The sequence below is a fragment of the Candidatus Neomarinimicrobiota bacterium genome, assembly GCA_041862535.1.
GTDB lineage: Bacteria > Fidelibacterota > Marinisomatia > SCGC-AAA003-L08 > TS1B11.
The window spans coordinates 1-8678 of record JBGVTM010000112.1; the positions used below are offsets into that span (position 1 = coordinate 1).

The following is an 8678-nucleotide window of genomic DNA, read 5'->3' on the forward strand; positions in this document are numbered from 1 at the left end:
GGGCGTAGCGACCCTGTCTCACGGTAGAAGCCTCCTTTTTTCAAGGTTGCCGATTTTACCGAATTACTCACACTTCAACTGGAACAAGATCTGGGGAAAAAATCCACAGCACTAATTGGGGCTTGACTCTCTAACTACCTATCTCTTACCTTTACCAGGCCAAAGTTCAAATTAAAATAATAAAGAAGGAGTAATATTAGTGAAAGGAAGATCCTTGCTAATAGCGCTATTATTGTTGATGGGTCTTGTCGCTGTGCCGGTGTCGGGTCAGAGTGATTGGACCCAGGTTACTAATAAATGGGAATTCGTCGAGAACCTCGGAGATACCCTCTCTTGGCCGAATTGGCCTGCAGTGGACAAGAATGATCGAATCTGGATAGCAGACTGGGGCCGTCTATTGGTACGGAACCACGATGGGTCAAACGTCGCTGTCTACGACTCGGTGTACCTTCCCGGGGGAGCGGTGGCGGGTGGTGATACGTTGGTCAGGCTAGACCAACCCCGTGGCATCTGTGCCCTGAACAACGGCAATATCCTCTATGCTAGAAATCCTGGCCATTTCATTTTTGAGCTAGATGCTGATGCTGTTGTACAGACCGACGATACGGTACATATCACGGCCCTCAATCTCCACGTCGCGGAACCCTCTCCCACGAAGCCGACTCAAGACGCCGGGGGTTATATCTACTATGGTTGCGTGTCCGGTGTGAGCCCAATATACATGATAGATCCTGCCGACTTCGCGAATGTGGCGCAGGTTATCGAGCTTCCTGATCCCCCGGGCCTTACTCGCGGTATCGCAGTGAGCGCCGATGGTTCGATGATCATAGTGGGTGACCTCTCTAGTAGTCCTGGTCCCCTATTGATCTATACGTCCACGGACTTCGTCAATTATACGCTTACCGACAGCGTCTTTAAGGATGCCGCCGGCGACACCATATTCCCGACACAGCGCATAACCATGGAATGGGGCCCGGACAGCACCCTGTGGGTCTCGAGCAATGATTACGGCCTTGTAGATACCACCGTTACCAAGATGGTTGTCCTCGACTTCAAGAAGAAGGAGTACATGAACATCTGGTCGGAATGGCCTGGTAGAGGTCCCCGAGGTGTGGCCTTCAGTCATGATGGTCAGTATGCCTACATTGACGACGATGATGCATCCCTGGTGCGTATCTACAGGGATACTACGTGGACTGTTGACGTGGCCGATGCTCCTGAAGGGATCCCCGTCGGGTACGGGCTATATCAGAACTATCCCAACCCCTTCAACCCTACGACTCAAATCGTTTACGAGATTCCTGAGACGGAACTTGTAACCCTCGAGGTCTATAATCTGCTGGGTCACAAAGTCCGCACGCTGGTAGATGGAATACAAACTGTCGGTGCACATATCGTCGTCTGGGATGCAAGAGCAGATAACGGTATGCCAGTCGCTAGCGGTACGTATTTCTACCGGCTGAAGGTCAGCACTGGCTCTATTACCAAGACCATGATATTCATCAAGTAAGTATCAGGTATTGGTAGTCGCTTAATCCAGAGCCCCCCGATCTCTGAGACCGGGGGGCTCTGTTATAAGGATGAATACCAGCGCCGGGTCGTGATTATTTCAGCAGGAGCATCCGGCTGGTCAACATGCGGCCCTCCGTTCTGAGGGCAGCGATATATACCCTGGATGCTGCCACTTCGGCTATCATCGTGTATTATGCCGCTGATGACAGCTTTGAGTATTATTACCCGGACCTCATCAAGCCGCCGATCGCTTACCTCGGTGAGGGCAGAGACTGCTATCTTTACGCCTCTAAACCCACAACTGGAGCACCGAAAATTCTAAAGATAGATGTACGCTTAGAGCGGGTGAAGCAATACAGTGCACCCCATTACAGCCGCCAATAGTTATAGTTGCCTAAGGCATAAAAATTGGGCAAATTGTAAATGATGGCACAGAGCTTGCTTGTGGCAAGAGTCAGTGTCTAAGTATACCGCAAACGACTAACCAAATAAGGAGGAAACCTAGTGAGGAAAGGCTTGTTAATAGCGATTCTCCTGGCCTGCGTTGCAGCGTCCCCCGCTTTGGGGCGAGATTGGACGCCGGTTGAGAGTCCCTGGGAAATCGTCGCAGTGCTGGATTCGGCAGTGTGGCCCCAGTTCGCGGTAGTGGATGCCAACGGCAATATCTGGATCGGTGATTATAGTGGACCGATGGATATTTATGGTCCCGATGGCAACCTGATAGCGGTCTGGGATTCCGTGACGTACAACGATGGTACGACCGATGTGACGGCGGGGTTCAGGGCCTGTAAGGGGATGAACGTTGCCGCGAACGGCAATATACTCTACGGATTGGCGGCTGGTTTAGTCGAGTTGGATGTAAGCGCACTTACAACTACTACCGATACAGTCACTGCCACAGCTGTCCACTTTCACGCAACCTCGGGCTCCCTAACTGGTCCCGCCGTTGATGCAGAAGGCTATATCTACGTTGGGATGGTGGCAGGTACCAACCCGATTACCGTCCTCAATCCGGACTTCTCCGTTTCGCAGACGATAGAGCTGCCTGGAGGAGCGCCCTGGGCCCGGGGGTTGGCAGTGACGAGTGACGCCACTACTATTATCCCGGCTGACCTTGGAGCTGGCCCGGTGTTGAAGATGTGGACCACCACGAACTTCGTCGATTACGAGTACACCGACAGCGTCTACACCGACGTCAACGGGGACACCATCTTCTGGGACCAGAAGGTGTGCCTGCACTGGGGCCCGGACAGCGCGTTGTGGGTATCGGTTGTTGACTACGCCACTACTACGGACTCCCTGCATAACAACGTGACGGTGCTCGACTTTGACAAAGGGGAATACTACCGTGTATATCATCCGGATGCCTTAATCGACACGACCACTACTCCTGACTGGCAAGATACGGAGTATGGCAAGGGCTTCCGCGGCGTGGCGTTCAGCAAGAATGAGGCCGTGGCATACCTGGTAGGTAATGACCAGGGGGCCGTCTATATTTACCGCAACAAGTTGATGGCGGTAGATGAGCGGTCTCCGGGTCTGCCGGATGGGTACCGTCTGGCCCAGAACTATCCCAATCCTTTCAACCCCACGACCCGGATTGTTTACGAGATTCCGGCGGACGAGTTAGTATCTATCGATATCTACAACGTCCTGGGTGAGAAGGTTCGTACCTTGGTGAGTGGTGAAGTAACCGCTGGAGCACATACCGTCATCTGGGATGCTAAGGCAGATAACGGTATGCTGGTCGCCAGCGGTATGTATATCTACCGGCTTAAGACCACCAGAGGCTCCGTTACCAAGACCATGATATTCATCAAGTAAGTGTCAGGTATTGGTAACCTCTTAATCCAGAGCCCCCCGATCCCTGAGACCGGGGGGCTTTGTTATAAGGGTGAATACCAGTGCCGCCTGGTGATTATTTCAGCAGGAGCATCCGCCTGGTCAACATGCGGCCCTCCATTCTGAGGGCATAGATATACACCCCGGATGCAGCCGGGCTTCCCGCCTGGGTGTCTCCCTGCCAGATAACCCGGTGGTCGCCGGCGGGCAGCTCGCCTTTGAGCAGGGTTTTCACGTGCCGCCCCAGAAGATCGTAAATGGTCAGTTCGACGCGTTTGTGCGCCGGCAAGTAGAAGGGAATAGTGGTGACCGCATTGAAGGGATTGGGGTAGTTCGGTGCCAGCGTGAGGGCGTGGGGCAGTGGCGGACCGGCCTCGGCAATGGTAACGATATAGTCCTTCTGCACCACTCGCAGGTCGTCGAAGTAAACATCACCGACCCTCGCGGATGTGCCCCGCTCATGGGTGAGCTGGAAGCTGTCAAAGTAGAGGGTGGCGGGATTGTCCCACCGACCATTGCCGATCCACTCACCAAAACTGCTGGAGTCACTCAGGTCCCATTCCAGCAGCCGCCAGCCGTACCAGTCCAGGGTGATCCATTGAGAGACCTCGTGGAACTCGGCAGCCCCAGGGCGCCCATCATCCAGGCAGAAACGGAACTGGTTGCCGCTGCCGTCGCCGAAGACGAAGCACTGGAGCACATAGCTGCTGTCGAAAGCGATGTCTCGGGGGGCACCGCTCAAGTACTCCCGAAGGAGGAAGGTGGTGTCAACATCCATCCATTCATAGTGCAGCCGGGCGGCGCTGCGCTGGCGTGGAATCGCCGATGGCAGATAAGCGTCAGTTGACATGCTGAAAGTGGTATTGGGGTCCACTATGCCCACTGTTGATCCGCTGTAGCCAGGTCTTTCCCAGTTGCTGCTGGAGAAGAACTTGTCGATGGTCACCTCATTAACGTTCCCTAGATAGGAGGTGACAAAGGTAAGGGAGATGTCGCTTGCCAGGGGATTGCCGACTGAGTCGGTGAGCTCCCGCCGGAGCAGGAGGGCGTAGTTTGCGCCGCGGGCGAAAAAATTCTCCAGGGGTTGCAAGCTAAGAACGGATCTGGCGCGGACGTTGGTGATCTTGTGGTGGCTGGCAATGGGCACCGCGTCCTGGGTGAGCGCCAGGGTTGTATCCGTGATGGAATTGAGATCCAGGTGTTCATCGAAGAGGAAGGTAACCACCTCATCGAACAACAGGCTGTCCCCTGGTGCGCTGATATCCGGGTAGCTGGCCAGGATAACCGGACCGGTGATGTCGCGGGGTTCAGTGACAAACCGCAGCGTGTCGGGATCGCCGCCGATACCGTCACCGTTGCCATCCAGCGGCTTGCCATTGATATCGAGGAGTGATGCGGCCACGGTGAGGGTATAGGTGGTGTCGTACTGTAAATGCTCGGCAAAAAGGATCGTTGCTGTGGTTGCATTCGAGGCCCAGTCGGGTGACCAAAGGACCCTATCGATCGTTACGATCGGGTCGAGTGATATAGCCGGGGCGAAGGTAGTAGTATCAATAGTTTTCGAAAAGGTTAGACTGACAGAGCTGGTCACTGGAATGGTATCCCCTTCTTCGGGAGTTGTAGCGATTATGACCGGTGGGAAGGAGGGGACCGGTTCGGTAGTGACAGTATTGGACAGCATTGACTCGTTCCAGTAGCGATCCAGCATAGTAGCACCGTAACTGTAGGCGCCATTGAAGTCCTGGGTGCCGGTGAAGTGTTCTACAACCGTATAGGCCTCTCTGCCGAAGTGGATGTCGACAATTTTGTTGGTTGCGGTGTCAATGTGGGCCTCCTCGGATCGATAGATGGCGAACCGGCGGGCTCCATCAAGGTCACCAGCTGGCGTGACGGTGAGCTGGTAGGTCAGGGAGTCAATTTCAAGGAGTGCCAGTGACGGTGTGGGTGGTGTCTCTGACACGATCAATTTCGTGGGTCGGACTTTAATCTTGCTTTCGAAGAAGGTGGCACCGGCCTTCCCCCAGTAGTTATGATCGTCCCAGTATCCCGAACTGAAAAACTGGAAGCCGTCCACCCAGGGCACGGTGCGGCAGGCTGCGACGATTTCTTCATGTCGGCTCCAGATATTTTCTCGAGATAGGATATAAGAAGCGGGCCCTACCGAGTACAGGCGGCCGGCGTTGATACCGGGTTGGATATGGTCTTCCCAGTTAGCAGACGGATTATTGCGGAGCATGCCCAGGAAACCGCCGCCATCGGTCCAATGGTAGTGCATGGGCGTAAGTTGCTCAACGTACCCCTCATTGAACCACAGGGCGGCATCTTGGTAGACCGTGCCGTAGCCCTGCCAGCCGCCCCAGTTATAGTTCCCCAGGGCGGCAACCGAAAAGCGCACCCAGGGCTTCACGGCCTGGATGGAGTCATGAAGGGCCTGGACGAACTCGGTGACGCACCAGCGCCACCAGTCCTCCCAGGAAGGAAACGGGCCGCCCCCGATGCTGTCAGGGGGTATCTCGCTGTAAGGATGATCCACATCATAGAGGTATCGATCCTGGGGTGCGGCCACCTTCAACGCTGCCAGCTGAGCAGGGGTTATCAGACCATCGAAAAGTTCCTCTTCCCGGGCACCACCTTTAGCCAGGGGTGCGATGGCGGTGACACTTTGGGTGGTGTATTCGTTCCAGCGGACGTAGTCCAGGTGAAGGCCGTCGATGTCATAGTTACGGACAATCTCCATGGCTACCTCGATCAGGTAGCTGCGCACTGAATCCAATCCTGGGGAAATGGCGTAATTAGCGGGCATGGGATTGTCATAGCCGTCGTGGCAGACCCAATTGGGATGTTTCATGGCCGGGGAGTCTGGGTGAGTGCCACGGGATTCAAAAGTGTTCATCCAGACGTGGAGTTCGAGGCCGCGGGCGTGGGCCTGCTCAACGGCGTAGGCCAGGGGGTCGTAGCCGGGGTCAGTGTAGTCGGCATAATAGCCCCATGGTTCAAAAGAGGAGTTGTAGTAGGCCGTGCCGTTTTGCCGGGCCTGCCATAGAACGGCGTTCATGTGGGCCTGGGTGTGGTTGTCCAGGATTGTCCGTGCCCGGGCCTGATTTTCTGCCACGCTGGCACCAGGGCTGATCAGCTCCCAGGTCACCACCCAGGTGGCCCGAAATTCCTGGTTTTCGTTCTGTGCCAGCATGCCCAGCGGCAGGCACATAAACAAGGTAATGGTAGTAGCTTTTGTCATCATATCAACATCGAGTCCCTTTGTACTAACGAATTACTTCGATGATGGCCGGGGATTGGTGCTTTGGTCTGCACGTCGGCTAAAATTTAAGGCCAACTCAGGGCAAGTGGGGCAGCCGGATCACAACCCTGTCAAATGGGGGCCCTTTCTGTGCGGCGCTTGCGATTATGGTTTCAAAACGCCAACCTGAGGTCAGAGGAGGGGGAAGTAGTCGATTCGTTATCTTGCGAATCATTACAGCAATTAGTAGATTCGATTTCAGAATATTTTCACGTAGTTATCTTTTTCCCTGTGGCAACAACCTATCAAATATGCCGGGCAGAGCTGTCTCCTACCCTAAGAGTGGTGACGTCAAAAGCGACGGGCAGTCCGGCGTAGCTAATTCATGCTAACACAAGCTCATAGGTGCATCTCATGAAGGCATTCAAAGGAATAGTAGCGCTTTTGACCTTTGCCATCGTGGCTGGCAACTTTGCGCTGGGCACGATCCCCCCGCACCCACGTGTCCGTCAGCTGATTGCTGAGGGACGGATCGCACTACCTTATTACCTAGAACATTTTGATGAGATCCGCCGTCGAGGTGTCGGCTCGTCCTGGACGGCACCAGCCTTAACCCGGCAACTCTCTCTGGAACCCTCCGCGGCCGTCAGGTCCCTGGGTCCTGCACGAATTCCGACCGGTTCCTTTAAGGTCTTGCTCATTCTGGTTGACTTTTCCGACAATGAGCAGGAGGTGGCCGCCGCCTACTTCGATACCCTGATATTTCAACAGGCCGCCGGCTCCTTATGGGACTACTACCAGGCGGTCAGTTATGGTGATCTTGACATCATTACTGTTAATCTACCCAGCACCGTTGGCTGGACCCGGGCCCCGCAAACCTATGCCTACTACGTGAATGGCCAGAATGGATTTGGCACCTACCCGCAAAATGCCCAGCGGCTGGTGGAGGATGTGGTTACCGCCGTTGACAGCCTAGTGGACTTCTCTCAGTACGATAACGATGCTGACGGGTATGTGGATGCCCTCTTTATAGCTCATGCCGGCCCGGGGGCCGAATATACCGGCAGCGACTACGATATCTGGTCTCACGCATGGGTTACCTATAATCCCCCTGTTTTGGATGGGGTTACTATCTATCACTACTCGATGGAGCCCGAGTACTGGGCTGCCCCTGGAGATATGACTATCGGGGTCTTCGCTCACGAGATGGGGCACGCCGTCTTTGGTTTGCCGGACCTGTATGATCGGGATGAAGTGGCACCTTCACAAGGTCTGGGTCGCTGGAGCCTGATGGCGGGTGGCAGCTGGAATGGAACCGACGGGGATAGGCCCGCCTTTCCGGACGCCTGGAGCCATTTCCAAATGGGGTATGTCTCGCCGACAAATGTGGATATCAATATAGTAGGTCAGAATATTGCGCATATAGAGTCCAATGCTGAAGCCTACCGCTTGTGGCATAATGGCTCGATAGGGCCTGAGTACTTCCTGATAGAGAACCGCCAGAAGGTTGGTTATGATGAATTCTTGCCCGGTAGCGGCCTGCTGATCTATCACGTGGACGAAGCCGTCACTACGCAGAACGACGAAGAATGGTATCCCGGTTGGACCTCCTACGGGCATTACCTGGTAGCCCTGGAGCAGGCCGACGGGTTATGGGACCTGGAGCGAAAAATGAATCGGGGCGACGCCGGCGATCCCTATCCCGGTACAACCTATAATGCTACCTTCGACGCCGTAAGTACGCCAGATAGCAGGGATTACTTCGGTGGCCAGACCTATGTCGCCGTCCAGAATATTTCCCCCTCGGAGTATTCCATGACGGCTGACCTACAAGTAACCGGCGTGCCGAACATCCTTGTTTCCACTGATATGCTGGACTACGAGCGAGTCTTTGTCGGAACGCTTACAGCTGAGTCGCTGACAGTGTTCAACCGCGGTGCTGACTCTCTCATCGTCAGTGCCATATCCACCGATAATACTGCCTTTGCGCCGGATACAACGGCCTTCGTGCTCTATGCAGACGAAAGTCAGGAGGTGACCGTCACCTTCGCACCGACGACGCCTGCGGTCTATATTGGCACACTGA

5 protein-coding genes are annotated in these 8678 nt (G+C 54.8%); 4 read left to right on the top strand and 1 reads right to left on the bottom strand.

Translation table 11 applies throughout. The features are described 5' to 3' along the window. Positions 1-199: 199 nt before the first annotated feature. From ACETWG_04200 to ACETWG_04210, 3 genes are all read left to right on the top strand, one after another. A complete protein-coding gene (locus ACETWG_04200) occupies positions 200-1510 on the top strand; it encodes a T9SS type A sorting domain-containing protein (protein ID MFB0515792.1) in 1311 nt (436 codons plus the stop codon). Positions 1511-1635: 125 nt separating this feature from the next. Further along, positions 1636-1896, top strand: coding sequence for a hypothetical protein (locus ACETWG_04205; GenBank protein MFB0515793.1), 261 nt, complete (start codon positions 1636-1638; stop codon positions 1894-1896). 120 nt (positions 1897-2016) lie between these two features. Beyond that, positions 2017-3336, top strand: coding sequence for a T9SS type A sorting domain-containing protein (locus ACETWG_04210; GenBank protein MFB0515794.1), 1320 nt, complete (start codon positions 2017-2019; stop codon positions 3334-3336). A gap of 94 nt (positions 3337-3430) precedes the next feature. On the opposite strand, the gene ACETWG_04215 is transcribed toward ACETWG_04210, so the two are convergent. After that, positions 3431-6595 (bottom strand): family 10 glycosylhydrolase, encoded by a 3165-nt coding sequence (locus ACETWG_04215; protein ID MFB0515795.1) that lies wholly within the window; start codon positions 6593-6595, stop codon positions 3431-3433. Between the two features lie 411 nt (positions 6596-7006). Here ACETWG_04215 and ACETWG_04220 point away from each other — a divergent pair. Then, positions 7007-8678: M6 family metalloprotease domain-containing protein (locus tag ACETWG_04220; protein MFB0515796.1), on the top strand; the 1672-nt coding region annotated here is incomplete at its 3' end.

Coding starts and splice junctions, on each gene's coding strand:
- ACETWG_04215 (MFB0515795.1), bottom strand. CDS start 6,595: ATGATGACAAAAGCTACTACCATTACCTTGTTTATGTGCCTGCCGCTG.
- ACETWG_04205 (MFB0515793.1), top strand. CDS start 1,636: ATGCGGCCCTCCGTTCTGAGGGCAGCGATATATACCCTGGATGCTGCC.